Origin of the sequence: Listeria swaminathanii (genome assembly GCF_014229645.1) — a bacterium.
GTDB lineage: Bacteria > Bacillota > Bacilli > Lactobacillales > Listeriaceae > Listeria > Listeria swaminathanii.
In genome coordinates this window covers 327,970-353,675 of record NZ_JAATOD010000001.1, presented here as the reverse complement: position 1 = coordinate 353,675, position 25,706 = coordinate 327,970, and the positions used below count along the sequence as shown (strand labels likewise).

Below are 25,706 nucleotides of genomic sequence, written 5' to 3'. Positions count from 1 at the left end.
CTTTCTTTATTGTTCTTTTCTTCGTTTTCTAATGACGAGAATAATAAGCAGTAACACAAGTAACACGCCCGCCGCAATCGCAACATACAGCCATTCGTTCGTTTGTTGTAAATCAACGGCCTCATTATTTAAATCTTGTCCTTCTTTGCCAATCGTGAAGTTTTCGTCCCAATTCCATGTTTCAACGCCATTCGTTGCAGTCATTTTTAATCTGTATTTACCTTCTTTTAGCGGTTTATTCCCCCAGTCAATCCCAAAATCAAAATTGGAATTCGGCGCCATCGTCATGTTTGCTTTTTTCGTTTGATAGAGCATTTTATCCGAATTTTGTTGGTAGACTTTTGCATCGATACTTAAATTTTTGATAATGACAGGTTGGTTGTTTTGTAATGTGGCGGCTACTGCTGTGTGGTAGTTAATTAACGTTGGTTTGATACGTAGTAAATTCATATGTGGTTTAACTTGTTTGTCGGTTTCAGATAGCTGCATACCAACAATATAGGAGTATTCATTTTTCAGCGAGACACCTTTTGCTTTTTTCGTCTCGGTTGTATTTTTCTTTTTGAACTCTACTGCGCCCAAAACGACACCGTCTATGGATTCTTCTGGCATTTCAATCATAACCTGAACTGTTTTTTTGCCATTTACGGGTATAGTTAGGTGTTTTTGGTCGTCTGATATTTTAGCTAGTTCTGGAAGTGGATATTTTAAACTTTTATCTTTTTTAGAAAGATCATTTTTCGTATAATCAATGACACCTGTTCGATTGGTGGATGCGTAGTTGACTGATGCTTCCACTTGAATTTCTTCGTTTGAGCTATTCATTACTTCGATTTCTACGGTTTGTTTTTGCTTTGGTTTCATTTTTAAATCGAAATAGGTTTGTCTTTTATCTATTTGATTGGCAGGGATTTTAGCCTGTACGGAATAGCCAACATCCCCTTCTGCCGCTTTTGCTTCTGTCAAATTACTGCATGTTACTAATAATGGAACAATGAACAATAAACTAAGAAAACTTTTCTTCAATTAAACCTTCCTTCCATCGTTTTTTATAAAAATTTTGCGTCTAGAAAGGAAATTCTAAACGCAAATTTTTTAAACTCCTGGCGCGTCAGATAATGTCCATGTGATTGTTGCTTCATGGTCTCCGAGTGTTGCGCTCCCTGCTGGTATCGTTAACTGTACATTGTCGTTTAAACTTGCTGCGTCATTCGGCGTAGCGCCAAACCAGCGATTAATCCATGTTCCCATACCTTCTGATGCTTTCGCGGAAACAACATTTACGATCGACGTCCCATCTGTTGGTAGTTCGACTGTTTGCGCTGCAGTTGGTGTTGAAGTCGTTGTACTTGCAGAAGCAGTTTCTCCGTTTTTAAATGATAGTTTTGCTCCTGATAGAGAAGCCGCTCCATCTTCGTTTTGGAATGCTGTTGCTGTTGCCGTAACTTTCCAACCAGCGCCAGTTCCACGACGGTCAGATACTTGAATAAATGGCTTTCTGGAAGTCGAGGAATAGCTTTGTTCCGTCGTTGCTACCTCATGCTGGCCGAAATTAACAGAAGAGACGTAATCCATTGTCAGTGAACCAGTGTTACCAGTTCCCGGATCAGTTGGATTACTCGGATCTAACGGGTCAATCGGCTTCGTTGGATCTTCCGGATCAACCGGATCAACAACCCCAGTCCCTGCTTCAAACATAATCGAAGCTTTTGAATCCCCCTCAGAAGTTACTGCAAAAGCAGCTGGTGCAAAAAGTGTGACTGAACTTATGCCAATTAATCCTACAATTAATGTTTTTTTGATAATCATTTTTTGTTTCCCCTTTCGTCATGCGTTGGCTTCATATTATGATGAAAAAGGAGTCAATTCAATGTACAATTTATTAAAAATAGAGAAAAAACTCATATCTACCACATTGTTTTGTAATAAAAATTACATTAAATCGGCACTATTGCTATGATTAGCGTGTAAAGAGAAAAATTATGTCTTTTTTGTGAACATTGTTTTTCTGCATATAAAAAAACACTATTAGCGAGAAAATGTTCTTTTCCACTAATAGTGTTTTATCTATTATTCTTTTTCTTCCGCTGGTGGTGCCACAAATTCACTTTCAGGCTGCTCACCGTATAGCCCGGAGACTCGTTTGAACCAAATGAATACATGCGTCACGATTACTTTAAGTACCGCATAACCTGGTACTGCGAAGATAACACCTAGAACACCGAATAGATTTCCGGCTACTAAAATTACGAATAAAATGGTGATTGGATGTACTTTTAATGTTTTACCCATTACTTGAGGTGAAATGAATTTACCTTCTAGTAATTGAACAACGCACCATACAATAATTAGTTTAATTAGTAACCAAGGAGATGTAACAATCGCGATAATAATAGCTGGTGTAATCGCAATTGCTGGCCCTAGGTAAGGAACAATACTTGTACAAGCTGCAATAATAGCAAGCGTTAATGCATATGGTAAACCGATAATTAAATAACCGATAAATAACAGAATACCAATACATAAGCTAACGATAATTTGTCCACGAATGTATGAACTAATTTGGTGGTTTGCTTCACCAAGCACTTGGCGAGTATGCGCACGACCATTTACTGGTAGCATTTTAAGTAGGAAGTCTGGTAATTTTTTCCCATCTTTTAGTAAGTAGAATAAAACAAGCGGTGTCGTTACGATTGCTAAAACGACCTCTGTAACTGTCCCAACAATGCTGCCAATACTTGAAATAGCGCTGTTTATCACGGACGTTCCTTTTGTGGAAACAGTTTTCATAATATCGCTCATGTTGGTGTTTAATTTATCTTTGATTTGATCAAATAGGCTCGAACGACTGAACTCGTCAAATTTCTGTGTAATTTGATCCCAATAGCCTGGGAATGATTTGAACAAGCTAACAATCTGATCCTTAACAGCCGGAATGACAAAGCTAAATAGTAGAATGATTAAACCAATAATCACTAAGTATAACAAGGCAATTGCCCAGCCACGCTTCCACTTATGTTTTTCCAACCAATCAATTATTGGATTAAACAAATAGTAAGAAATCCCCGCTAAAATGATTGGTGCTGCAACGGTTTTAAGAATGACCATTAGTGGATCAAAAATAAAGGAAATCTTCGTTAGCACGTAAATATCAAGCGCTACTAATAGAAAAATTAGTAACCCCAGCACAAACTTGTTCTCAATAAAAAATTGTTTAAATTTTGTGAATGAACCCTTCACTTTACCACCCCTCTTTTGTCTAAATTTATTTTCGTTTGCTACTATTATATAGATTAATACCCTCGTTCACACTAATTTACCCATAAATTCGAAAAAAATCAGACGTGAGTTGTATTTTTAGCCTTGGATTAAACCATCAGGATCAAGTTCAAGTAATGCATGTGCAAAATAGAAATGATAATCCGCTTGGAATTTCTCAAATAATTGCGCCCCTTCTTTTTGATACATCACAAGTGGATCTTGTTGACCATATGCCCGCAAATGAATTCCTTCGCGCAATTGAACCATTGCATCTAGGTGCATAACCCACATTTGGTCCATTAAATTCAAATATACTTCTCGTTCGATTGCGATAATCGTTTCAACAGGGAATTTGTTGCGTTCTTTTTTATGCCAAGAAACGATTTCCTCCACCACTTCTGCTGGCTCCATCAAGGTGACCTGATCAAAAGAAATCGGGAATTTAGTTCCACCAAGTAATTCTTTTTGACGTGAATAATATTTCTCCAACTCTTCTTCTGGAACATCAGTTGGATGAATAAACGAATATTCAGCGACTTCGCGTAGAATTTTTTCGGAAGATACACCAAGCTTATTTCTTTCCAGTAATAAATCACGTTCTTTATAAACCATTTTGCGTTGTAAATCGATTACTTCATCATAGGAAAGCAAATCTTTACGAATATCGTAGTTGGCTCCTTCTAAGCGTTTTTGCGCATTTACAACGACTCCGTGGATCTTACGTGAGTTAACTGGTTTTCCGTCGCGCGGTGCTTTTCGTTTCAATTTCGTGGAAAGTTTCTCCCAGCTTTTACTTTCAAATTGCTCTAATAAATCATCTTCTAAAGAAATCATAAACTTACTAAAACCAGGGTCTCCGCGTCGACCAGAACGTCCCATAAGTTGTAAATCGATACGGCGACTTTCATGGCGTTCCGTCCCAATTACAGCAAGTCCGCCAAGTTTATGCACATCTGGATCCAGCTTAATATCCGTTCCCCGACCAGCCATGTTCGTAGCTAACGTTACCATGCCACGTTTTCCTGCCTTCGCAATAATTTCGGCTTCTTGCGCATGGTTTTTCGCATTTAGAACTTGGTGCGGAATTCCAGCCGCGTCTAGCAAGCCACTAATCCATTCGTTACTTTTAATAGAAGAAGTTCCGATTAAAGTCGGCTGCCCTTTTTCATAGCGCCAGGATACTTCATAAACAATCGCCCGACCTTTTTCCTTTTTCGTATAAAAAATATCATCCGGCATATCTTCCCGGTTTACGCGTAAATTGGTCGGAATAACTACGACGTCCATATTGTATATTTGGCGAAACTCTTCTTCCTCGGTTTTGGCGGTTCCTGTCATACCTGAAATTTTCTTATACATCCGGAAGTAATTTTGGATAGTAATGGTCGCAAGCGTGCGCGATTCTTCTTTAACTTCAACGCCTTCTTTTGCTTCAATTGCTTGATGAAGCCCGTCATTAAAGCGACGCCCCGGAAGTGCACGTCCAGTATGTGGATCGATAATTAATACCTCATCATCCAGCACCACATAATCTTTATCTTTATGCATTAAGAAATGAGCCCGCATTAACAACATCGTAATCCGTAGCTCAGACTGTGCCTCTGCAGAATAAAGTGATTCCACGTGCCAAAACTTCTGCGCTTTCTCAATTCCCGCATCGTTCAACCAAACAAAGCGTTTATGCTCTTCAATCTCATAATCATCTTTCATCATCTTTTTCACAAGTTCATTCGCTGTATGGTAAAGTGACAAATCTTCCTCTTTGCGGTCAGAAATAAGTAAAGGCGTTCTCGCTTCATCAATCAAAATCGAATCTGCTTCATCGATTAAAACAAAATCAAGTCCGCTTTGTACTTTATCTTCTTTTTGGCGAACCATGTTGTCCCGTAAGTAATCAAATCCAAACTCCGAAGCCGTGCCGTAAATAACATCTGCAGTGTATATGCCCTTTTTTTGGTCTATGTCTAAACCAGATTCATTTAAAGCAACTGAAACACCTAGATATTCGAGCACTTGACCAATTTCTTCCCGGTCACGCCTAGCTAAATATTCATTGGCAGTGACAAGGTGTACCCGGTTGCCACGCATTACTTCTATAAACATCACAAATAACGACATCAATGTTTTACCTTCACCGGTTTTCATTTCTGCCACTTTGCCATCCCCAAGAACAAGCGCCCCAATTAATTGCACTACTACCGCGTCTAAACCAATAACCCGGCTTGCCGCTTCTCTTGCTAATGCGAAAATATTAATTTTATCTCGATCACTCATCGGTTTTGTTTTAAACTTCTCACGCCAAAAATTGGTTTGTTCACAAAGTTCGGATTGGTCCATATTTCTATATAAGCCCTCTTTTTTGACAATTTGCCGGGCTATTTCTCGGTACTGTTTTACTATTTTGCGATCATCATAATTCTGTCTCATTATATAATATCCTCCATACCTTCTATTATAGAATACCATAAAGTCATCTGGCAATTCATTTCGAGTCAGGAAAAGCGGAAAAAGCGCCACTTTTAATATTACAAATGTATTAAATATTTCTGTTGTTAAAAAGCAATAGGTTTCCCGAAGCGAAAGTTGTTGCTCAATGTTCACATCCCACTTACACTATAAAGGTCTCCCTAGCAGTACATCCCAAGCCCTAGGAATACACGTTCGCTTTTTGTTTGTTACAGAATTATTACAAATAGTTGGTATAGTCCGTTTTCCCCTTTATTAGCGTTCTCTTGGTATTTGTTTTTTAGGTAAAAACTGGGTAAACTTAGTATTAATCACTAATAAAATTAATTCTCAAATACAAATTACGTACTGGGATTTTCTGAAAAAAGAGAGGGGTTTTATGAACATGAAAAAAGCAACTATCGCGGCTACAGCTGGGATTGCGGTAACAGCATTTGCTGCACCAACGATCGCATCCGCAAGCACTGTAGTAGTTGAAGCTGGAGATACTCTTTGGGGTATCGCTCAAAGTAAAGGGACAACTGTTGACGCAATTAAAAAAGCAAACAATTTAACAACTGATAAAATCGTACCAGGTCAAAAATTACAAGTAAATGAAGTTGAGGCTGCTACTGAAAAAACAGAGAAATCTGTTAGTGCAACTTGGCTAAACGTCCGTACTGGCGCTGGTGTTGACAACAGCATTATCACGTCAATCAAAGGCGGAACAAAAGTAACTGTAGAAACAACTGAATCTAACGGTTGGCATAAAATTACTTACAATGATGGAAAAACCGGTTTCGTTAACGGTAAATACTTAACTGACAAAGTAGCAAGCACTCCTGTTACAACTACACAAGAAGTGAAAAAAGAAGCTACTACTCAACAAGCGGCACCTGCTGCTGAAACAAAAACAGAAGTAAAACAAACAACTCAAGCAACTACACCTGCTCCAAAAGCGGCAGAAACTAAAGAAACGCCTGTAGTAGACCAAAACGCTACTACATACACTGTTAAAAGTGGTGACACAATTTGGGCGTTATCCGTAAAATACGGTGTTTCCGTTCAAGACATTATGTCATGGAATAATTTATCTTCTTCTTCTATCTATGTAGGTCAAAAAATTGCTGTTAAACAAACTGCTAACACAGCTACTCCAAAAGCCGAAGTGAAAACTGAAGCTCCAGCAGCTGAAAAACAAGCAGCACCAGCAGTAAAAGAAAATACAAATACTGCCACTACTGAGAAAAAAGAAGTAACAACTGAAAAACAAACAACAACAAAAGCTCCAGCAGAAGCTGCAAAACCAGCACCTGCTCCAGCTCCAGCACCATCTAAAAATACAAACACTAACACGAAGACAAGCACACCATCTAAAAACACAAATACAAACACGAATGCTAATACTAGCCAAGGTTCTACAAACAATGCGAGCGCAAGTGCTATTATCTTAGCCGAAGCTCAAAAACACCTTGGAAAAGCTTATTCATGGGGTGGTAACGGACCAACTACATTTGATTGCTCTGGTTACACTAAATATGTATTTGCTAAAGCTGGTATCTCGCTTCCACGTACTTCTGGCGCGCAATACTCTAGTACTACAAGAATCTCTGAATCCCAAGCAAAACCTGGTGATCTAGTATTCTTCGACTATGGTAGCGGAATTTCTCACGTTGGTATCTACGTTGGTAATGGTCAAATGATTAACGCGCAAGACAATGGCGTTAAATACGATAACATCCACGGCTCTGGCTGGGGTAAATATCTAGTTGGCTTCGGTCGCGTATAATTAATAACTTAAAGTAACCTGTGGAGCAAGCAGTTCGCTTCACAGGTTTTTTGTTGGAAATTTTATCTTAATGAAAGACGGTGCATGATGAAGAACTCTATAAAAGTAAAGATCTTCCCTAAATTCACAAAAGGCTACAAAGAAGGCTATCCCTTAATTCTTAAAGAACGTATGGAAAAATGGCCGAAAGAGCTTCAAGAAGGCGATGTATTCGAATTAACAGACGCAAACGGCCATTTTGTTGCCAGAGGTTATCACGGCGAACAAAACAAAGGTGACGGCTGGCTGTTTACATGGGATAAAAAAGAACAGCTGGATGAAACTCTATTAACTCGTTTAATCACAGAAGCTATTCAGAAACGCCAATTTTTATTCGCGGATGACTCGACAACGGCTTTCCGAATTTTTAATGGTGAAGGAGATGGCTTTGGCGGTTTTACGGCTGATTATTACGATGGTTTCCTAGTTATTCAGTGGTACAGCGTAGGCGTCTATTCTTTCCAAAAAATGATTATTGATATCTTCCTATCTTTCCCAGAAATCAACGGTATTTATGAAAAAAGACGTTTCCAAGAAGATACTAAAGAAGATTTCGTTGCCGGTCAAAAAGCAACTTTCCCATTGATTATTAAAGAAAATGGTATTAATTATGCCACATACTTAGATGATGGTTGGATGACGGGAATTTTCCTAGATCAGCGTGATGTACGGAGACGTATTAGCGAAGATTACTCAGTATCGAAAAATGTACTGAACACCTTCTCCTATACGGGTGCCTTTTCTGTTGCAGCGTTGTTCGGTGGCGCAAGCAAAACAACTAGTGTTGATGTTGCTGGTCGCTCGCTAAGCAAAACAAAAGAGCAAATGGAGGTGAACGGATTAGATCCAAGTGGGCAGTCTATTATCGTAGAAGATGTTTTCCATTATTTCAAATATGCTGTGCGGAAACAATTGACGTTTGATTTAGTCGTTGTTGACCCGCCAAGCTTTGCCCGTACGAAAAAAGTCACTTTCCGAGCTGCTAAAGATTATCCTGCTTTACTTCGCGAAATTATTGATATCACAGCTCCAAATGGCACAATCATCGCATCTACTAACTATGCCGGCTTTGGAATGAAAGCTTTCAAAAAAATGGTTGCCGAAGCGTTCGAAACAACCGACCGTACGTATAAAATTGTTGAGAGCCACTCTCTCCCAGCAGATTTCACTGTAAATAAAAACTTTCCAGAAGGTAATTATCTAAAAGTACTATTTCTTACTTTGGATATTTAAAAAAACAGCGACCGGATATGGTCGCTGGTTTTTATTTATTTTTCACTGGTTGGTTTGGCAAAAAACTTTCAAACCAGCTGTATAAGTCGTCCTCTTCAGCTTCGTTAACATTATGCCCAATAAAATAACTATGCTTTTCGACATTACAACCCATGTTCTCAAAGAATTTAGCAATGTCCTCTGCCTCAGCAATTTGAATGACAGCATCTTCAATACCATGACCGATAAAAATACGCTTATCTTTCAACATTAAATTAGCCGGTCTGTCTTCTATATAATATGGCAAACGACCACTTAATAACGCTGCTGCCTTATATTGGCCACCGTAACTTTGCATGATTGAAATCGTTAAAACAGCCCCTTGGTCAAATCCCGCCAGAAAAACTTGTTCACGATCAATCGAAACATAATCATTGCAAATTTCATCAATAAACTGCGCGACACGCAAGCTTGCATAGTCCACCTCACGCGGATTAGGGTCCCCTTCTGTTACCATGTGATAAAAGCCATATGTTGGACCATATTCGACATCGCCTCGCATCGAGACAACGACAAAGCGGTCCATTAATAACTCCAGTCGACCTGCCATATCAAGCTCATCCCCACCGAAACCATGGAGTGCAAAAATTACGGGAAACGTGTCCCCATCTTTTCTACCAATTGGTTCATAAATATCATACGCAAACATTCTCATCCTATACACCAGCCCTTACTATAACAGTTTTTTTAGTTCTTCTGCCTCTTCGTCAGTTAGTGTAATCCCTTTGCCCATTTTCTCGTGATCGTCTGACCAGTCGCGGATATCGTATTTCGGTGGGCGTCCGTTCCAGCTCACTTTATTTAATTCTTTCCGCCAGCCACGTGCATTTTCAGATAATACGCCAATTTCTTCTATAATTTCATATTCAATATTCGCCAAAATAATCCTTATCCTTTCCGGTGCTATATCTACCATACTATCAAATATTTACCCCAAATCACATTGAAACAATCGCAATTTCAAAAAAAGCGCCCTTCCCACTAGAATTTTTGATTTGATTGCGTTACGATTGAGAAGTAATAAAGGGCTGGAGGTGCTTAGTTATGTCGACGGAAACAACAGATTATTTGCTAGAAACATGCTTAATGGCGGGCAAAATAATGATGGAAAGTGGCGCTGAAATGTATCGCGTAGAAGATACGATGAACCGCATTGCAACCATCGCTAGTAATAAAAAGGGGATTAGTTTCGTGACGCCGACTGGGCTTTTTATGTCGCTTGAAGGAGAACGTAATGTGCAATTACAGCAAATTCCGACAAGAACAATTAATTTAGAAAAAGTATCAATGGTCAATGAATTTTCTAGGGATTTCGCTGAAAAGAGAATTTCCTTGCAAGAATTACATACAAAGCTCGTTAATTTAGATAAAGATGTGCGCTATTTCCCTATTTGGTTGCAGATTATCGCAGCATCACTTGTTAGTGGCTCGTTGATGGTTATTTTTGGTGGCGGTTGGTTTGATTTCATTCCAACTTGTATCATTGGCGCTATCGGTTTTATCATTTTTTATTATACGCAGATTTTTATGAAGGTGAAGTTTTTAGCGGAATTTTTAGCTTCGTTAACGGTTGGTCTCTTAGCTGTTTTGACGATTTCGATTGGTTGGGGGATTAATTTAGATACGATGATTATTGGTGGCGTGATGCCGCTTGTTCCCGGTGTGCCGATTACGAATGCGGTTCGGGATTTGATTGCTGGGCATTTACTTAGCGGGATGGCACGCGGAACAGAAGCGCTACTTACTTCTTGTGCAATAGGAATTGGAATCGCGGTTGTTTTCCGCTTTTTCTTATAAAGGAGGCGCTATAATGGATTTAGTTTGGACTATTATTATTCAATTAGTGCTGAGTTATGTTGCGACTGTGACGTTTGCGATTATTACAAATGTGCCGAAAAGAGCGCTGAATGCTTGTGGGATTACAGGGACATTTGGTTGGATGGCTTACTGGACTTTGATGCAAATGGATTCTGGGACGGGGGCATCTTCTCTGGCTGGAGCTTTTGTGGTCGCTGTGCTGAGTCACTTTTTTGCGAAACATAAAAAAATGCCGATTACGATATTCAATGTTCCGGGAATTGTGCCACTCGTTCCCGGGGGCCTCGCTTACCAAGCCGTGCGCAATTTTGTGTTAGGTGATTATACGGAAGCGATTGGCTTTTCTGTACAAGTTACAGTGGTTGCTGGCGCGATTGCTGCTGGATTAATGCTCTCGGAGGTTTTTAATCATAGTATCAGAGCGTTCCGTGGTCGTAAAGAACGTATTTAAAAAACCAATCTCGTCTAGAGATTGGTTTTTTTATTTTCGAATAGTTTGATTTACTTATGGCTCAGGGATCATAACCCCATAAACAAGTATCTGATACGTAACCACCACATCTTCACTAGTCAGTGTTCCTTCGCGATTGGCTGGTATACTTTGGCAGTTTTCCCACCTCTCAATCCCGGTACTACCGAAATCGGCATTTTGCGAAATAACATAGGGGATTTGGTTCCCTTGATCATCCAGTATATTAAAGGTCATTCTTTCTGGTAACGAATAGGTTTCCCCTTCTTTAGCTGAGATAACAATATCAGGCACTGCTTCTCCTTGATTATAAATTTGTTGATTGTAATTTAGTCTCATATGATATTGGTCTAAATTAGGATAAACAGGTACTAACCCGCCGTTTTTATAGGTTGTTAAATCCGTTAAAACAAATGGATTCCCATTCCTATCAATAAATTTAATCGTTATTTTAACATCTTGCGCTTCTTTCGTATAGATATACGTTACTTCTGTAGTTTGATTAGTGAAAGTACCATTTGCTTTGTTTGGCAGTTTCGTTGTATCTAATGTGTATCCATCAATTTGTAATTTGAATTTATTTGTTGAAGCATCATATGGTTCTCCAATATTACCGTTAATTGTTTGTGAATCATGGATTTGTTTTCCATCTTGATCGAGGTACTTAACAGTTACGGTAGCTACAGGTACTTTTTGATAAACATAAGTAACAACTTGCGCTTTTTCTGTAAAAGTTCCTGTTGTATTTCCGTTCACTTCTTTTAATTGGTAGCCCTCAATATTTTTCGTTGCAATCTGATATGGTTGGTCAATGTAGCCTTCAAGTGTTTCACTAGTTGCCAGCGAATTTCCTTGTTCATCCTGATAGTTTATAGTTACAGTTCCTTTTTCAACTACGGGCGGTGTATTATTTTTACGTGTGTGTATATATCCTACATACGTATACCCTGCAATTGATTCAGGTTGTTTCGATTCTTTCGTTCCTTTTGAGACTGTTTGAGATTCTTGGGTTTTTAAGTTACTATTTTCTGTTGCTTGAACAATCGACCCAACTAACAAACTACTACCACCAAAGACAAGAAGAAATACTAGTAGCTGTTTAGCGTGTCTTTTTTTCAATGTAAGAAGTCCAATACTGATTCCTAATAAAATAAATCCTAGAATGATTAAATAAATATTTGGGCCAACATCTCCGGTTTTTAATATTGTCCCATTTTGATGCTTATTATGGTCAGTAGTATTATCTGTATTTGTAGTTGGTCCTGAAGTATTTTTTTGATACACAAAGGAATAGTTTTCATAATCATTTGTAAGTGCCTCGTTTGGATTCCCATTGATAATACTATTTTGTTGCGTTTCCGTTAATGTGCTAATATCAATGTAATTATACGTCACATTGCTTGTATCAGTTTCAGCAGCATTCACCGGTGAATTTCCAAAAAGAAAACCTGCGAAAAATAATATTACTGCGAATACGCAAAGAAAGTATTTTTTCTTCATAGTACTATCCCTCCTCATATAACTAATTTCTCATTTTAACTGCTCACTCTTCCTATCAAAAGGAGAATTAAACTAGCACTTAATTAGGCTCAACAATTATATATTAGGCAAAAAACATTATCAATGAGTTGGAATATGTCTATTTTGTGAACGAAAATAATTTCTATAAACTATTAAAATGATCTTATACAAGGAGTAATATTATTTCTTTCCAAAGTTCCGTATAGCCTAAACAGCAGGACTATATTTAAAATCTGTACATAATTGGGCTAAGTATTATATAAGAATCCTAAATTATTATCAAGTATATAAATATGTCTATTTTGTGAACAAATCCATATTTTTATACAAATTACACCTAATAATAATTTAAACTGCTTTGATACTCAAAAAAGAAGCTAGATAAAATGATTTCTCACTTTCTCTAGCTTCTTTTTATTTTAACGTCTAGCTATATTCACTGTTGTAAACACGAATTTATCATAACGGTGGCGCGATCTGGAAAATTCAAACGCGAGACCATTGTTTAAATAAACGGTTTGTTCTACTTCGACAACGGGATCATCCGAAGCGCAGTCGAGATATTGCTGATCAAGCAGTGTCGCTTTATCCGCACGAATTTGTTTATACGAACTTGCAATTTTCAGGTTCAAATCGTCTTGAATATACGAATAAATTGATCCTTCTAAAATTTGCTGATTAATGCCCGGGATAACGCCAACTGGCATATACGTGTGTTCGAGCACATATGGTTCATCTTTCACTAGCCGAACCCGAAGAATATCATAAATCGGTGTTTCCATCTCGATATGAAGACGTTCGGCAATTTCTTCGGTTGGAAAAATGACTTTAAACTCAATTACTTTGCTAATAACTTTCTTGCCGTTCAAAAGTTTAGTGAAGCCATTTACCTCTTGGTTATGAATCTGCAAGCGGTCCGCGTCCAGCGCCGATTTGATAATGAAAGTACCATGTCCGCGTTTTCGGTATAGTAAGCCTTCAAGTACAAGTACTTCAAGCGCCTTTTTCATTGTCATTCGACTACAATCAAACTCTTTCGCCAAAGTTATCTCATCAGGAATAGGTTGATTTAGCGGATAGGCGTGATTCATAATTCTTTTGCGGATTTCTTCAGCAATAAAGCTATATTTCGTCTGGTTCTGAGCCACGGAAGTTCACCTCTTTACACATAATACTTTTATTTTATCACATTTAGTCTTCAAAACCATTGTTTTCTGAAAGTTCTTTGTACCAATGTCCGGATGCTTTTACAGTACGTTTGAAGTCATTATCCAAATCAACTTCCACTAAGCCATAACGATTTTTGTAAGCATTCGCCCAGCTCCAGCAATCCATGAACGTCCAAAGGTGATAACCATGGCAGTTAGCGCCTTCTTCAATTGCTTTATGAAGCCATTTCAAATGACTCTTAATGAAGTCAATTCGGTACGTATCTTCAATCATTCCGTCTGCGTTACGATAACGACTTTCGCCCTCTACACCCATACCATTTTCGGAAATAAAGAACGGGATATTATCGTAGTTGTCGCGCAGATTAATCGCAATATCATAAATCGCTCTTTCAAAAATTTCCCAGCCACGATACGGATTCATTTTACGGTAAGGCATTTCATAATTATCAAAAAGGTGTTCTGGCATAAACGGCGCATCCGGATGAGCCGCGTATTCTTTCGCTTTCACACGACGCGGTTGGTAGTAGTTCACACCAAGAATATCAATAATGTTGTTTTTAATAATCGCCAAATCTTCTTCCGTATACTCTGGAAGCGCATCATGTTCGCGGATAATTTCTACTAAGTCAGCCGGGAATTCCCCTTTTGTAACCGGATCAAGGAAACTGCGGTTGAAAATTAGATCCGCAATATGAGCCGCTTTTAAATCAGCCGGATTTTGGCTTCTTGGATACGATGGTGTTAAGTTTAAAATGATTCCGATTTGGCCTTCTGGAATTTCCAGTGCATGGAATTCTTTCACAGCAAGCGCGTGTGCCAAAGTAGTATGGTAAGCAACTTGTGTCGCGCGTTTAAAATCAACGACATTCGGATAGTGCATATCGTATAAATAGCCCGCTTCAACCGGAACAATCGGCTCATTAAAAGTAAACCAATGTTTCACACGATCACCAAATAATTCAAAACAAGTTTTCGCAAATATAGCATATGCGTCCACTACTTCACGGCTTTCAAAACCGCCTTTTTCTTGCATCGACATTGGCATATCAAAATGATATAAATTCATAAATGGTTCTACGTCATTTGCAAGCATTTCATCAATAACACGATTGTAAAAATCAACTGCTTTCGGGTTCACTTCGCCAATACCATCTGGAATAAGACGTGACCACTGAATCGACGTACGGAAAGAATTATGTCCCGTTTGCTTCATCAAAGCAATATCTTCTTTATATTGATAGTAAAAATTAGATGTGTTCGTAGGTCCTACATCATTAAAGAAACGACCTGGCTCAATTTTATACCAGTGATCCCAAATGCTTGGTTTTCTGCCGTCTACATCTGCTGCGCCTTCTGTTTGTGGGCCGGATGCCGCACTTCCCCACCAAAAATTCTCTGGAAATTTATAAGTCATTTTTTTACCTCCAACTATTATTTGTTATTATTATACCTTATTTATTTAAAAGTATAAACTTATTTATCCAAAAGTTTGTTTTTAATTTTTATTTCTTACACGTATTGCCAAAAATCGGCTAATCCGCTACAATAATAAAGTCGTATAAGTTCGGTAATATGGACCGTTCGTTTCTACCAGGCAACCGTAAAATGCCAGGCTACGAGCTATTGTAAAATTTAATAGGGATTTTTTTGCTATTTTTATTTATTATTCCCTTTTTTACCTAGGCTCTTTCCGTTATGTGCGACAACATAAATAGGGAGGCTTTTTTTAATGGATAAATTTTTCAAACTACGCGAGAACAAGACGACTGTTCGGACAGAAATACTCGCGGGGCTTACGACTTTCTTGTCGATGGCTTATGTACTTTTCGTCAATCCATCCATGCTTGCAACAACTGGAATGGAATTAAAAGCTGTTTTCGTGGCGACGATTCTTGCTTCTGTTGTTGGCTCGCTTGCAATGGGACTTATTGCTAATTACCCAATCGGACTTGCTCCGGGTATGGGATTAAATGCGTTCTTTGCTTATACGGTTTGTGCGCAGTGGGGAATTCCTTGGCAAACCGCGCTAGCTGGAGTTCTTGTTTCTGGCTTAGTATTCATTTGTTTAACTCTTTCAGGAATTCGTGAAAAAATTGTAAATGCGATTCCAACTGAACTAAAATTCGCTGTTGGCGCCGGAATTGGCTTTTTCATCGCCTTTCTAGGTCTTAAAAATGCAGGAATTATCGTGCCAAATGAATCCACTATTTTGGCGCTTGGTGACTTGCATTCTGGCCCGGTTTTACTAGCTGTTTTCGGGATTGTTATTACCGTGGCCTACATGACGATTGGTTGGAAAGGTGCGATTTTCTTCGGGATGGCGACGACTGCTATCGCTGGAATGTTATTTGGTTTAATTGACGTGCCTACCCAAGTTGTGTCATCGGTTCCGAGCATTGCGCCAACTTTTGGTCAAGCTATTATCCATTTGCCTGATATTTTCACACCGCAAATGTTGATTGTTATTTTGACATTTTTCTTCATTGATTTCTTTGATACTGCTGGAACGCTTGTTGCGGTTGCGACACAAGCCGGCTTTATAAAAGATGATAAAATCCCGCGTGCCGGCCGTTCACTTTTCTCTGACTCAATTGCAACTGTTTTTGGTGCGATTTTCGGGACATCAACAACCACTTCTTATGTAGAATCTACTGCTGGGGTTGCGGTTGGTGGTCGGACAGGTTTAACTGCGGTTGTTATCGCCATCTGTTTCTCGCTGTCACTATTCTTCTCGCCGCTTCTTGGTGTAATTACAAGTGCGGTTACGACGCCGGCGCTTGTTATCGTTGGAATTTTAATGATTGGTAATGTCGCTCATATTGACTGGACAAAATTCGAAGTAGCCGTTCCGTCATTTTTCGTTATTTTAATGATGGTACTTACTTTCTCTATTGCAACAGGTATCGCGATTGGCTTCATTTTCTACCCAATCACAATGGTGCTTAAAGGTCGCTATAAAGAAGTTCATCCGATTATGTATGTGATGATGGTGCTGTTTATACTGTACTTTATGTTTGTCGTTTAGACAGCAAAAAAACCGGGGATTCCGCATCCTCGGTTTTTTCTTTTAATCGTAATACACTATCATGTAGTTTTTGCCTTTTTCCTCGTCATACCCTTGCACAAAATCGGTCTCTTCCAGCTGTTCTAAGTCCTTCACGACAACCGAAATATTTTTGCCAAGTTTGATCGTTTTGCGAATTTTTTTCGATAATTTTTCGCGTTTTTCTTCATCTAATTGGAACGTTTCTGGAAAACGGACATTGTTTTCGCGTTCGAACGTATCGACCATTGTATTGAATTCGGTAATTTCCTCTGGTTTTTCAATCGTCGTACGGGCGAATTCAGCAATATTTAACGTCTCTTCCCCTGCCAAATATTCCGTCGTCGCTTTGACAAAATTAGATTTATCTAGCAGCGACTCCTCGCGTTGCTTAATATAATCCGTACAAACTTCCACAAAACCTTCCGTATAAAACTTCTCATCAGTAATCTTGTCAATGCTTAAAAACTTATCTTTCCAATAAACAGAATCGCCGCGGTTAAGCCGATCTAAAATCAACACTTTATTCCCCGTGTCATGATCCACATTAAAAATCAAACAACCTTTATCCAAATCCGTCCCAGTGATCCCTTTATCATAGCCAATTTGGAATTCTCTACCGTTAAAATCATTTTTCAGAAAGACTTCTTTGTTTTCAACTTTGAAAATCCCGATGCCGTTTGTGAAATCCCCATCGACTACGCAACCTTCAATAAAGAAAATCCAGACGTCGCCACTTTTAATATTCGGGTGGGTTGTTTCGCTGTATAAATGCTCTAAAATTTTCTTCGATTCATCCAGAAACTCTTCCTCCGCTATAAACATATTTGCAGCAAAAGTTCGGACTTCGTTAAAATCTAAATCTGTTTCATGACTAAATTGGTAATATTCATCTTTTGTAAATGGTTCTAAGAAAATAGAAGATAATGTTTGGTTCATTTCTGACCCGATATCAGCAAGTACATTCGCTGAGACCTCGGTTCCTTCTTCTCTCGCTTTATTTCCAGCAAAGTGGACCACGAGTTTCGTAATTTTTGCGTAAGAAAAATCTGGCATTCTTGTATCATCCTAACTTTTATAAAATAGGTATTTCCTGTATACTAAATTTATTATGAACAAATGGAGGTTACATAATGATTCCAGCTGATTTTGAAGATCGCGTCTATACGGTTGTGCGCCAAATCCCGCGCGGAAAAGTGACGACTTATGGGCAAATCGCCTATATGATTGGCTTTCCTAAAAATGCCAGACTCGTTGGTGCAACGCTAAAACATTCGAAGCGCGACCAAATTACGCCGTGCCATCGTGTCGTAAATGCAGCTGGTCGTCTTGTCCCGGGTTGGGAAGAACAACGTGAACTGCTTTTACTTGAAGGAGTGACGTTTAAAGAGAACGGACATGTCAAAATGAAAGATCATTTTTGGCAATAAGCACTATATCCACGTCCAACATCTTGAACGCCGTGCGAGTCGGATCCATACACAAACGGAATCTGTAACTCTCTAGCTAACGTCACGATTTCTTTTGGCGGATACGTTTCTCCGCAAAGTGGCTTAAATAGGCCCGCCGTATTAAAATCAAGCTCATAATCACGCTTGTTCACTAAAGCTAGCACTGCCTGAAATTCCGCGATGACTTCCGCCGAAAAATCACGTCCATCCGCTCCAAAAAACTGCTGAAACTTCTGACAAAGCGAAATATGTCCCATTCTCCGCGGCTTAAATGGCCCTAAATCTGCTTCAATTGACTGTTTCACACCCTCTAAATAAGTGAGTTGCGCTTGTTCAAATCCACCATAAAACTGCACAATTCCTTCATTATAATCTTCCGCTGAAAAATCAATCGAACGATAACCGCCCTGCCCCTCTAAAAAATGTAGCGACAACACTCCATCATCCGTTTCTGGCCCATATTCATTCAAAAAATCACGCGTAAAAGCCTCATAACCAACTATATAATCCACTTCAAAGCCAATATGTATTAACAAATCACTCGCATATTTTTTCTTCATCTGATTCATTTTCTTAAAATAATAAGGTAAATCACTCATTGCCATGCTCGCCGTTGTCACTGCTTCACTATCCCCAGCAGTATTTTCCATAAATTCACTCGAAAGCGGCGCGTGCTCCACAATAGAATACTCATCAAAATCCAGTTCAATCGCTTTTAAAATCATTTCCTCCACATCATCATGCGTACCGTGGGGGCAAAACTCTGTATGCGTGTGCCCGTCTCTTTTCATATTCAACCCTCTTTCAAAATTCTTTTCCCTCAGCGTGCTAAATGGTACACTAATTATACCATATGGAACTATTTTTCTATTCATTATTTACAAAAACACTTTAACGTGCTAATATGCTAATAAACTAAAATATCGTAAAGGAGCTAACCAGATGAACTTAAATAAGAACTTGCCAACTGGAACACGTGATAAACTTTTTCGCGAAGCACAGGCCGCATACAAAATTGAGCAACAAGTGAATCATTATTTTGAAAAACGTGGATTTAAGCGAATTGAAACACCTGTTATCGAATTTGAAGACGTCTTTTCTTCGGAACATCAAGCTGACGCCAAGCTATACCGTTTCTTTGATGAAAAAGGACGCTTGACAGTTTTGCGACCGGATATGACCCTTCCAATTGGCCGAGTCGTGAGTACAACTGGTGTAACGCTCCCTCTAAAACTTTCTTACAGCGGAAAAATCTTTCGCGCAAATGAAGATTTTGGTGGCGAACAAAATGAACAGACCCAAGCCGGAATTGAAATTATTGGTTATCCTTCCATTAAAGCAGAAATTGAATGTATTTTAAGTGGAATTGGCGTTTTAAATACACTAGAAATTCCGAATTTTCAAATCGAACTCGGTCATGCCGCAATTTACAGACGTGTTGTCCATCTTTTAAACCTCCGTGAAACAGCCGAAATCGATTTCCGCCTGCTGATTCAAAATAAAAGCCTCACTGGCATTCAACAGTTTGTTGCTGATAATCCAAGTACGCTGGACGATTTTATTCTGGCATTACCACGATTATTTGGCCCAGCGACAGCGATTTTACAACAAGCGAAAAACTTAACCACAGACAAAGGAATTTTAACTGCACTGACTGAAATGGAAACTATCGTAGAAGCTGTTTCTTACGCAGCCGATATTAGTGTCGACTTAGGACTCGTGCAAGATTTTCATTATTATACAGGTATTATTTTTAGAGGATATGCCGACCTTGCTGCCGATAATTTTTTAAGTGGTGGTCGTTATGATCACTTACTAGAACAATTCACCAGCTCTTCCTCTCCAGCAGTTGGTTTGGCACTTAATCTCGACTCCCTCACAACCCTACAAAACCGCGCTGGCATCATCAAGAAACAACCTCCAACAACACTTTTAATCCACTACGACCTAGATGCACTCCAACAAGCCGAAAAACTCATGCAAGAAACACCACACAGCGAATTAAGCTTTTTTGAAACACCAACAAACGCTATCTCTTTTGCGAAAAAATGGCACATCCCAACCGTCGTTCACGTTTCCAGCCAAGGAAGCCAAACTATTTTTCAAAAGGAGGCGGAATGATGAAAGCTTTAAAGATCGCCTTAACGAAAGGCCGACTAGAGAAAGATGCGGTTGCTCTTTTGGAAAAAGCAGGGATTGATTGTTCTTCGATGACTGATAAAAAGCGCAAATTGATTTTCCATAGTAGCACCCAGCCGATTTCCTTTATTTTAGTGAAGGCAGTTGATGTCATGACTTACGTGAAACACGGCGTCGCAGATATTGGTATTGTCGGGAAAGACGTGCTGATGGAAGCCTCCAAATCACATTACGAAATGCTCGACCTCGAAATCGGTAAATGCCAGTTCTGCCTTGCTTCTACGCCCAATTTCGATCCAAGTAGCTACCGCCGAAAAATCATCGCCACCAAATATCCGGCGGTGGCTTCCAAATTTTTCCGCGAAAAAGGCGAAGATGTAGAAATCATCAAAATCGAAGGCTCCGTCGAAATCGCGCCTGTACTTGGTCTCGCTGACGCCATTATTGATATCGTCGAAACCGGCTCTACTTTAAAAGAAAACGGCTTAATTATTTATGAAAAAATGTATCCCATCTCAGCCCGCCTGATTGTCAATAAAGCTTCCTTAAAACAAAATAAAACGCAAATTTTCCATTTAATCGATCAATTAGAACAAGCGATAAAGGAGGAGCGCACCCCGTGAAAATTCTAACCGGAACAACAGCAGCCATATTAAACGAACTCAAAACTGAAACCACAACGAGCACCTCACACCAAGTCGAAACCACAGTAAAAGCGATTATCGAAAAAGTAAAATCAGCTGGCGACCAAGCCTTATTCGACTACACAGCCCAGTTCGATGGCGTAAACCTAACCGACCTTCGCGTCCCAAACACCGACATCCAAGCAGCCACTGCCAAAGTCGAGCCCGCCTTCCTAGATGCACTTCGCCAAGCAAAAGCAAATATTGAAAGTTTCCACAGCAAGCAAAAACAACACGCATTCCTTGATAGCGAAAAAGATGGCGTCATTCGCGGCCAACTAATACGCCCACTCTCAACCGTAGGCGTATATGTTCCCGGTGGCACAGCAGCCTATCCATCGTCCGTTTTAATGAATATTCTACCTGCCAAAATCGCTGGTGTGGAACGGATTGTGATGATTACACCTCCCGGAAAAAATGGCATTAACCCTCATGTTTTAGCAGCTGCAGACCTTGCTGGCGTGGACGAAATTTACCAAGTTGGTGGTGCGCACGGAATTGCCGCACTTGCTTACGGAACCGAGTCCATTCCTAAAGTAGATAAAATCGTCGGCCCTGGCAATGTCTATGTTGCCACAGCTAAACGGGAAGTTTTCGGCTTAGTCGATATCGATATGATTGCCGGACCATCCGAAATCGTCGTGCTCGCAGATGAAACGGCTAACCCCACTTTCATCGCCGCGGACTTACTCTCCCAAGCAGAGCACGACACACTAGCCCGTGCTATTTTAATCACAACAAGTGAAAACATCGCCCACCAAACAAAAAGCGAAATTACTAAGCAACTCGAAACACTACCACGAAAAGCCATTGCCCAAGAATCCATCGAGAACCAAGGAAAAATCATTATCACCTCGAGCATTGAAGAAATGTTTGATGTCATGAATGAAATCGCTCCAGAACACTTAGAAGTACAACTTGAAAATCCCATGAATTATCTATCTCAAATTAAAAATGCCGGCTCCATTTTTCTAGGAAGCTATGCCTCCGAACCACTTGGCGACTATTTTGCCGGCCCTAATCATGTCCTACCAACAAGCGGCACTGCCAAATTCTTCTCTCCCCTTGGTGTAGAAGATTTCACGAAACGTTCCTCCTTTATTTCCTATACAAAAGACGCACTCGCCAAAGAAAAAGACGCCATCATCCTACTTGCTAATAAAGAAGGTCTCGACGCCCACGCCAAAGCCATTCAAATTCGTTTTGAGGAGGAAAATTAAATGAGAACAGCAACTAAAACTAGAGTTACCGCCGAAACTTCTATAGAGCTTTCCATTAATCTGGATACTCAAGCAGAATCTACTATTTCCACTGGGGTTGGCTTTCTAGATCACATGCTCACCTTATTTACCAAACATAGCCGCATCACTTTAAATGTAAATGCAATTGGCGATACATATGTCGATGCGCATCACACGGTGGAAGATGTTGGTATTACACTCGGTCTTTGTCTAAAAGAAGCGCTCGGTGATAAAGCTAGTATCAATCGCTACGGCTCCGCTTATGTGCCAATGGACGAAGCACTTGGCTTTTGCGCACTTGATTTAAGTGGACGTTCTTATCTTGTCTTCGATGCCGAATTAACAAACCCAAAACTAGGCGATTTTGACACAGAATTAGTAGAAGAATTTTTCCAAGCAGTTGCCTTTAACACCGAAATGAACCTACACCTGCGCGTTCTTTACGGCAAAAATACCCACCATAAAATCGAAGCGCTTTTCAAAGCATTCGGCCGTGCTCTCCGCGAAGCAATCACGATTAACCCTGAAATCCAAGGTGTAAATTCTACTAAAGGAGTCCTGTAAATGATTGTTATTATTGATTATGATACAGGAAATACGAAGAGCATCCGCAAAGCACTGGATTTCATTGGACTAGAAAACAAAATCTCTAGCAATCAAACAGAAATCAAACAAGCAGATGGCGTTATTTTGCCCGGTGTTGGTGCCTATCCAGAAGCTATGCAGGAACTCACTCGGCGCGGACTTGATGTGACATTGAAAGAAATCGCTGCCACCGGAAAACCAATTCTCGGCGTTTGCCTTGGTATGCAACTTTTGCTCGAATCAAGTAATGAGCACACTTTTACTAAAGGGCTCGGGCTCATTCCCGGTCATGTCGAAAAACTGCCGGACGAACCCGAATTTGCCGTTCCACATATGGGCTGGAATCAATTAGAAATCAAGCGCACCACTCCACTCACAAAACAGCTCGATGGCGAATACGTTTATTACGTCCATTCTTATTACGCCAATTGCCCAGCAGCGTATATTATCGCAACAAGCGGCTATTCTGTTAAAGTTCCCGGCATGATAAATAACGGCAATATTTACGGCGCCCAGTTCCATCCCGAAAAAAGTGGCCAAATCGGACTTGAAATTTTAAAAGGGTTTAAGGAGGTCATCGAATCATGCAAATCTTCCCAGCAATAGACTTGAAAAATGGACAATGCGTCCGACTTTTCCAAGGTGATTTTTCCAAACAAACCGTTGTAAATGAAGACCCAATCGCCCAAGCAAAATCATTTGCCACTGATGGCGCAACCTATTTACACATCGTTGACCTAGACGGCGCATTAGAAGGACGTCCCGTCAACCTCGAAATCATTCAAAAAATGAAAAAAGCAGCTCAAGTTCCCGTCCAAGTTGGCGGCGGTATTCGCAGCATGTCCCAAGTAGATTATTACCTCGAATCCGGTATCGACCGAGTTATTATCGGTTCCGCCGCACTCACCAACCCAGAATTCTTACGTGCTGCCGTCCAAAAATACGGACCAAAAATTGCTGCCGGAATTGATGCCAAAAACGGCTTTGTTGCAACAAGCGGCTGGCTCGATGTCAGTCAAGTAGGCTATTTAGATTTAGCTAAACGAATGGAAGAAATGCAAGTCGAAACAATCATTTACACTGATATTAGCCGCGATGGCACACTGACCGGTCCTAATTTAGAACAGATGGCCGCGCTTCAAAAACACGTTTCCGTTAATTTAATTGCCTCTGGCGGTGTGAGCGGTCGCGCTGATTTAGAAGCACTCGCCGAACTCGGCTTATACGGGGCGATAGCTGGAAAGGCCCTTTACAATGGTCATATTTCAATGTCAGATGTCGTGGAGGTGGAGCAACATGCTTACTAAACGAATTATCCCCTGCCTTGATGTCACAGCCGGTCGCGTCGTAAAAGGTGTTAATTTTGTTTCCTTAACCGACGTCGGCGATCCAGTCGAAATCGCCAAAGCTTATAATGAAGCTGGCGCAGATGAACTCGTTTTCCTTGATATTACAGCAACCGTCGAACTGCGCCAAACAATGATAGACGTCGTCGAACGAACCGCCGAGCAAGTATTCATCCCGCTCACAGTTGGCGGCGGCATCAGTAGCGTTTCCGATATGAAAGAACTTCTTCAAGCTGGCGCAGACAAGATATCCCTCAATTCCGCTGCGATAAAACGACCCGAACTCATCCAAGAAGGCGCCGCAAAATTCGGCAATCAATGTATCGTCGTCGCCATTGACGCCAAATGGAATGGCACAAATTGGAGTGTCTTCACGCGCGGTGGTCGAAACGATACCGGACTGGATGCTATTGAATGGGCAAAAAAAGCCGTTCAACTTGGCGCAGGTGAAATCCTCCTAACAAGCATGGACGGCGACGGCACCAAAAACGGCTACGATATCCCGCTCACAAAAGCAATTGCAGAAGCCGTCTCCGTCCCAGTCATCGCTTCAGGTGGATGTGGTAATTCCTCCCATATGGTTAAAGTGTTCGAACAAACAAAAGCAACCGCCGCACTCGCCGCAAGCATTTTTCATTACGGCGAACTGAGCATCAAAAACGTCAAAACTACACTACTCGAAAAAGGAGTGAATATCCGCCCATGATTTCCGTCGATTTTTCTAAAGGCCTTGTTCCAACCATCATCCTAGACGACCAAAATGGCGAAGTACTCATGCTCGCCTATATGAATGAAGAAAGCTATCAAAAAACGCTTGAAACAGGCTATACATGGTTTTTTTCACGCTCCAGAAACGAACTTTGGAACAAAGGCGCAACTAGCGGACATACCCAAAAAGTGAAACAAATCTGGACCGATTGCGATAACGACACCTTGCTCATTCGCGTGAATCAAATCGGCCCAGCCTGTCATACCGGCAAAAAAAGCTGTTTTTTCCATCTCATAAAGGAGGATGTTTAAATGCTAAATGACCTATATGATGAAATTAAACTACGCAAAGAACAACCAAAAGAAGGCTCCTACACCAACTACCTGTTCGAAAAAGGACTTGATAAAATTCTCAAAAAAGTTGGCGAAGAAACTACCGAAGTCGTTATCGCAGCTAAAAATGATGAGCAAGAATTAATTTCCGAAGTAGCGGATCTAACCTATCACCTACTCGTGCTCTTAGCCGAAAAAAGCATTCCACTATCAGCCATCCAAACGGAACTTCAAAACCGCGAAGGCAAACTAAGTACTACTCGTGACCGCAAAGAAATTAGCGATTTATAAAAACATGACATTTTCGTAACCTTAAAGATTATTATTGTAAGAAAAAGCGCATGATTTTTTAAAACATCTTTTATATACTTGTCTACGTGGAGCGCTTTTA

26 protein-coding genes and 1 riboswitch are annotated in these 25,706 nt (G+C 40.1%); of the genes, 15 read left to right on the top strand and 11 right to left on the bottom strand.

What is annotated here, in order from left to right:
- Positions 1–6: 6 nt before the first annotated feature.
- From HCX62_RS01685 to secA2, 4 genes are all read right to left on the bottom strand, one after another.
- On the bottom strand, positions 7–1,026 hold the full coding sequence (locus HCX62_RS01685) for a WxLIP family cell surface protein (RefSeq protein ID WP_185636792.1): 1,020 nt from the start codon (positions 1,024–1,026) through the stop codon (positions 7–9).
- A gap of 69 nt (positions 1,027–1,095) precedes the next feature.
- Positions 1,096–1,809, bottom strand: coding sequence for a WxL domain-containing protein (locus HCX62_RS01680; RefSeq protein WP_185636791.1), 714 nt, complete (start codon positions 1,807–1,809; stop codon positions 1,096–1,098).
- 261 nt (positions 1,810–2,070) lie between these two features.
- Entirely contained in the window at positions 2,071–3,240 is a 1,170-nt protein-coding gene (locus HCX62_RS01675; RefSeq protein WP_185636790.1) for an AI-2E family transporter, read from the bottom strand.
- Positions 3,241–3,357: 117 nt separating this feature from the next.
- Positions 3,358–5,688 carry an accessory Sec system translocase SecA2 gene (secA2, locus tag HCX62_RS01670; protein WP_185636789.1) on the bottom strand — a complete coding sequence of 777 codons (2,331 nt, stop codon included), beginning with the start codon at positions 5,686–5,688 and terminating at the stop codon, positions 3,358–3,360.
- 424 nt (positions 5,689–6,112) lie between these two features.
- On the opposite strand from secA2, the gene HCX62_RS01665 reads away from it, so the two are divergent.
- The gene (locus HCX62_RS01665; RefSeq protein ID WP_185637977.1) at positions 6,113–7,495 is read left to right on the top strand and encodes an invasion associated endopeptidase; all 1,383 of its coding nucleotides are present in this window, start codon (positions 6,113–6,115) and stop codon (positions 7,493–7,495) included.
- An 87-nt stretch (positions 7,496–7,582) separates the two neighbouring features.
- Positions 7,583–8,767 (top strand): class I SAM-dependent rRNA methyltransferase, encoded by a 1,185-nt coding sequence (locus HCX62_RS01660; protein ID WP_185637975.1) that lies wholly within the window; start codon positions 7,583–7,585, stop codon positions 8,765–8,767.
- A 31-nt stretch (positions 8,768–8,798) separates the two neighbouring features.
- Here the strand turns inward: HCX62_RS01660 and HCX62_RS01655 are convergent, their stop codons facing one another.
- Complete coding sequence (locus HCX62_RS01655) at positions 8,799–9,455, bottom strand: alpha/beta hydrolase (protein WP_185637974.1); 657 nt, start codon at positions 9,453–9,455, stop codon at positions 8,799–8,801.
- Between the two features lie 24 nt (positions 9,456–9,479).
- A complete protein-coding gene (locus HCX62_RS01650) occupies positions 9,480–9,686 on the bottom strand; it encodes a YdbC family protein (protein WP_008947006.1) in 207 nt (68 codons plus the stop codon).
- A gap of 164 nt (positions 9,687–9,850) precedes the next feature.
- Here HCX62_RS01650 and HCX62_RS01645 point away from each other — a divergent pair, with 164 nt between their 5' ends.
- Both HCX62_RS01645 and HCX62_RS01640 read left to right on the top strand, forming a co-directional pair.
- A complete protein-coding gene (locus tag HCX62_RS01645) occupies positions 9,851–10,603 on the top strand; it encodes a threonine/serine exporter family protein (protein WP_185636788.1) in 753 nt (250 codons plus the stop codon).
- Between the two features lie 13 nt (positions 10,604–10,616).
- Complete coding sequence (locus tag HCX62_RS01640; RefSeq protein WP_003723383.1) at positions 10,617–11,075, top strand: threonine/serine exporter family protein; 459 nt, start codon at positions 10,617–10,619, stop codon at positions 11,073–11,075.
- A gap of 54 nt (positions 11,076–11,129) precedes the next feature.
- Here the strand turns inward: HCX62_RS01640 and HCX62_RS01635 are convergent, their stop codons facing one another.
- From HCX62_RS01635 to HCX62_RS01625, 3 genes are all read right to left on the bottom strand, one after another.
- Entirely contained in the window at positions 11,130–12,593 is a 1,464-nt protein-coding gene (locus HCX62_RS01635; protein WP_185636787.1) for a MucBP domain-containing protein, read from the bottom strand.
- A 440-nt stretch (positions 12,594–13,033) separates the two neighbouring features.
- Positions 13,034–13,762: a GntR family transcriptional regulator gene (locus HCX62_RS01630; RefSeq protein ID WP_003721369.1), complete on the bottom strand. Its 729-nt coding sequence runs from the start codon at positions 13,760–13,762 to the stop codon at positions 13,034–13,036.
- Positions 13,763–13,805: 43 nt separating this feature from the next.
- Positions 13,806–15,200 (bottom strand): glycoside hydrolase family 1 protein, encoded by a 1,395-nt coding sequence (locus HCX62_RS01625; protein ID WP_185636786.1) that lies wholly within the window; start codon positions 15,198–15,200, stop codon positions 13,806–13,808.
- 120 nt (positions 15,201–15,320) lie between these two features.
- A riboswitch (purine riboswitch) is annotated at positions 15,321–15,422 on the top strand.
- 93 nt (positions 15,423–15,515) lie between these two features.
- Between HCX62_RS01625 and HCX62_RS01620 the strand changes: the two genes are divergently transcribed.
- Complete coding sequence (locus HCX62_RS01620) at positions 15,516–16,811, top strand: NCS2 family permease (RefSeq protein ID WP_185529701.1); 1,296 nt, start codon at positions 15,516–15,518, stop codon at positions 16,809–16,811.
- Between the two features lie 42 nt (positions 16,812–16,853).
- On the opposite strand, the gene HCX62_RS01615 is transcribed toward HCX62_RS01620, so the two are convergent.
- Positions 16,854–17,885 (bottom strand): nucleoid-associated protein, encoded by a 1,032-nt coding sequence (locus tag HCX62_RS01615; RefSeq protein WP_185480639.1) that lies wholly within the window; start codon positions 17,883–17,885, stop codon positions 16,854–16,856.
- Between the two features lie 77 nt (positions 17,886–17,962).
- On the opposite strand from HCX62_RS01615, the gene HCX62_RS01610 reads away from it, so the two are divergent.
- Positions 17,963–18,259, top strand: a complete 297-nt coding sequence (locus HCX62_RS01610) for an MGMT family protein (protein ID WP_008946999.1) — start codon at positions 17,963–17,965, stop codon at positions 18,257–18,259.
- Here HCX62_RS01610 and hisJ read toward each other — a convergent pair.
- A complete protein-coding gene (hisJ, locus tag HCX62_RS01605; protein ID WP_185636785.1) occupies positions 18,244–19,071 on the bottom strand; it encodes a histidinol-phosphatase HisJ in 828 nt (275 codons plus the stop codon). The genes HCX62_RS01610 and hisJ overlap by 16 nt on opposite strands.
- A gap of 151 nt (positions 19,072–19,222) precedes the next feature.
- Here hisJ and HCX62_RS01600 point away from each other — a divergent pair, with 151 nt between their 5' ends.
- From HCX62_RS01600 to hisE, 9 genes are read left to right on the top strand one after another with little or no spacing between them, the layout of a single operon-like run.
- Positions 19,223–20,401, top strand: coding sequence for an ATP phosphoribosyltransferase regulatory subunit (locus HCX62_RS01600; RefSeq protein ID WP_185636784.1), 1,179 nt, complete (start codon positions 19,223–19,225; stop codon positions 20,399–20,401).
- Positions 20,401–21,042, top strand: a complete 642-nt coding sequence (hisG, locus tag HCX62_RS01595) for an ATP phosphoribosyltransferase (RefSeq protein WP_185636783.1) — start codon at positions 20,401–20,403, stop codon at positions 21,040–21,042. The genes HCX62_RS01600 and hisG overlap by 1 nt, the downstream gene beginning before the upstream one ends.
- Positions 21,039–22,322, top strand: a complete 1,284-nt coding sequence (gene hisD, locus HCX62_RS01590) for a histidinol dehydrogenase (protein WP_185636782.1) — start codon at positions 21,039–21,041, stop codon at positions 22,320–22,322. Before hisG ends, hisD begins: the two co-directional genes overlap by 4 nt.
- The gene (gene hisB, locus HCX62_RS01585) at positions 22,323–22,907 is read left to right on the top strand and encodes an imidazoleglycerol-phosphate dehydratase HisB (RefSeq protein ID WP_185636781.1); all 585 of its coding nucleotides are present in this window, start codon (positions 22,323–22,325) and stop codon (positions 22,905–22,907) included.
- A complete protein-coding gene (gene hisH, locus HCX62_RS01580; protein ID WP_185636780.1) occupies positions 22,908–23,534 on the top strand; it encodes an imidazole glycerol phosphate synthase subunit HisH in 627 nt (208 codons plus the stop codon).
- Positions 23,513–24,235 carry a 1-(5-phosphoribosyl)-5-[(5-phosphoribosylamino)methylideneamino]imidazole-4-carboxamide isomerase gene (gene hisA, locus HCX62_RS01575; RefSeq protein ID WP_185636779.1) on the top strand — a complete coding sequence of 241 codons (723 nt, stop codon included), beginning with the start codon at positions 23,513–23,515 and terminating at the stop codon, positions 24,233–24,235. The genes hisH and hisA overlap by 22 nt, the downstream gene beginning before the upstream one ends.
- Positions 24,225–24,980, top strand: a complete 756-nt coding sequence (hisF, locus tag HCX62_RS01570) for an imidazole glycerol phosphate synthase subunit HisF (RefSeq protein WP_185636778.1) — start codon at positions 24,225–24,227, stop codon at positions 24,978–24,980. Before hisA ends, hisF begins: the two co-directional genes overlap by 11 nt.
- Positions 24,977–25,294: a phosphoribosyl-AMP cyclohydrolase gene (gene hisI / locus HCX62_RS01565; RefSeq protein ID WP_185636777.1), complete on the top strand. Its 318-nt coding sequence runs from the start codon at positions 24,977–24,979 to the stop codon at positions 25,292–25,294. Before hisF ends, hisI begins: the two co-directional genes overlap by 4 nt.
- Positions 25,295–25,606 (top strand): phosphoribosyl-ATP diphosphatase, encoded by a 312-nt coding sequence (hisE, locus tag HCX62_RS01560; RefSeq protein ID WP_185636776.1) that lies wholly within the window; start codon positions 25,295–25,297, stop codon positions 25,604–25,606. It abuts the gene before it with no gap.
- The last annotated feature ends 100 nt before the right edge of the window (positions 25,607–25,706 follow it).

Coding starts and splice junctions, on each gene's coding strand:
- HCX62_RS01600 (WP_185636784.1), top strand. CDS start 19,223: ATGAACTTAAATAAGAACTTGCCAACTGGAACACGTGATAAACTTTTT.
- hisA (WP_185636779.1), top strand. CDS start 23,513: ATGCAAATCTTCCCAGCAATAGACTTGAAAAATGGACAATGCGTCCGA.
- hisJ (WP_185636785.1), bottom strand. CDS start 19,071: ATGAAAAGAGACGGGCACACGCATACAGAGTTTTGCCCCCACGGTACG.
- secA2 (WP_185636789.1), bottom strand. CDS start 5,688: ATGAGACAGAATTATGATGATCGCAAAATAGTAAAACAGTACCGAGAA.
- HCX62_RS01640 (WP_003723383.1), top strand. CDS start 10,617: ATGGATTTAGTTTGGACTATTATTATTCAATTAGTGCTGAGTTATGTT.
- HCX62_RS01615 (WP_185480639.1), bottom strand. CDS start 17,885: ATGCCAGATTTTTCTTACGCAAAAATTACGAAACTCGTGGTCCACTTT.
- hisF (WP_185636778.1), top strand. CDS start 24,225: ATGCTTACTAAACGAATTATCCCCTGCCTTGATGTCACAGCCGGTCGC.
- hisB (WP_185636781.1), top strand. CDS start 22,323: ATGAGAACAGCAACTAAAACTAGAGTTACCGCCGAAACTTCTATAGAG.
- hisI (WP_185636777.1), top strand. CDS start 24,977: ATGATTTCCGTCGATTTTTCTAAAGGCCTTGTTCCAACCATCATCCTA.
- HCX62_RS01620 (WP_185529701.1), top strand. CDS start 15,516: ATGGATAAATTTTTCAAACTACGCGAGAACAAGACGACTGTTCGGACA.
- HCX62_RS01660 (WP_185637975.1), top strand. CDS start 7,583: ATGAAGAACTCTATAAAAGTAAAGATCTTCCCTAAATTCACAAAAGGC.
- HCX62_RS01655 (WP_185637974.1), bottom strand. CDS start 9,455: ATGTTTGCGTATGATATTTATGAACCAATTGGTAGAAAAGATGGGGAC.
- hisG (WP_185636783.1), top strand. CDS start 20,401: ATGAAAGCTTTAAAGATCGCCTTAACGAAAGGCCGACTAGAGAAAGAT.
- HCX62_RS01625 (WP_185636786.1), bottom strand. CDS start 15,200: ATGACTTATAAATTTCCAGAGAATTTTTGGTGGGGAAGTGCGGCATCC.
- HCX62_RS01635 (WP_185636787.1), bottom strand. CDS start 12,593: ATGAAGAAAAAATACTTTCTTTGCGTATTCGCAGTAATATTATTTTTC.
- HCX62_RS01645 (WP_185636788.1), top strand. CDS start 9,851: ATGTCGACGGAAACAACAGATTATTTGCTAGAAACATGCTTAATGGCG.
- hisH (WP_185636780.1), top strand. CDS start 22,908: ATGATTGTTATTATTGATTATGATACAGGAAATACGAAGAGCATCCGC.
- HCX62_RS01665 (WP_185637977.1), top strand. CDS start 6,113: ATGAAAAAAGCAACTATCGCGGCTACAGCTGGGATTGCGGTAACAGCA.
- HCX62_RS01680 (WP_185636791.1), bottom strand. CDS start 1,809: ATGATTATCAAAAAAACATTAATTGTAGGATTAATTGGCATAAGTTCA.
- hisE (WP_185636776.1), top strand. CDS start 25,295: ATGCTAAATGACCTATATGATGAAATTAAACTACGCAAAGAACAACCA.
- HCX62_RS01610 (WP_008946999.1), top strand. CDS start 17,963: ATGATTCCAGCTGATTTTGAAGATCGCGTCTATACGGTTGTGCGCCAA.